Consider the following 767-nt stretch of genomic DNA (forward strand, 5'->3'; position numbering starts at 1 on the left):
GCGGGAAAGCGGGTGTCCGGCTCAAACAGATCGTTTGGCTCCGTCCGGTGACGGCGTTTTCTGAAGGAGTGACGCTTCATGTAAAGCTTCAGCCGGAAGAAAACGGAGACATCGCTTTTGAAGCGTATGCCGAAGGAGAAGAGCCGCTTGTCTTTTTCCAGGGAAAGGCCGTGCTCGAAGAGACGGAGCGTGCTCCGGTACTCAATGTGGAAGCGGTTCAGGCGCGCTGCGGCGGCCGGCGTATGTCAAAGGCTGAGTGCTATGAAGCATTCGACAGCCTCGGCATTTCCTACGGACCGTCTCATCAGACGCTTGACGCCGTCTATGCCGGGAGCGGAGAAGTGCTCGCAAAGCTCACTCTTCCGCCGTCCGCCTGCGAAGAAAAGGAGTCGTTCATCCTGCATCCAAGCATGCTGGACGCCGCCCTTCAGGCTTCTATCGGTCTCGTGCTCTCAGACGGTTCCGCGTCCGGACGGCCGTTTCTGCCGTTTGCCCTGCAGGATATACAGGTGTTTTCTGCGTGTCGTGAGACGATGTGGGCGGTGCTTTCCTCAGCGGACGGCGCCTATCATATTGAGCTGTGTGATGAAAACGGCGCGGTATGTGTCCGATTGACGGGACTCACCGCCCGTTTTCTGGAAGAGGAAACGGAGGAAAAACCGCTCTTGCTTCAGCCAAAGTGGCAGGAATCACCGCCGGGTGAAGGCGGACAAGAAGAGTCTTTCAGATACGTGACGCTGTATTGCGGAATGAATGCGGAGGACATA

Annotated in this window: 1 protein-coding gene; it reads left to right on the plus strand. The window is 57.1% G+C overall.

What is annotated here, in order from left to right; translation table 11 throughout:
* Positions 1 to 767 (plus strand): polyketide synthase dehydratase domain-containing protein (locus tag ICW23_RS18700; protein WP_188154921.1); only part of this gene is annotated, 767 nt, incomplete at both ends.

Source organism: Bacillus sp. 1021 (assembly GCF_014534735.1).
Taxonomy (GTDB): domain Bacteria; phylum Bacillota; class Bacilli; order Bacillales; family Bacillaceae; genus Bacillus; species Bacillus siamensis.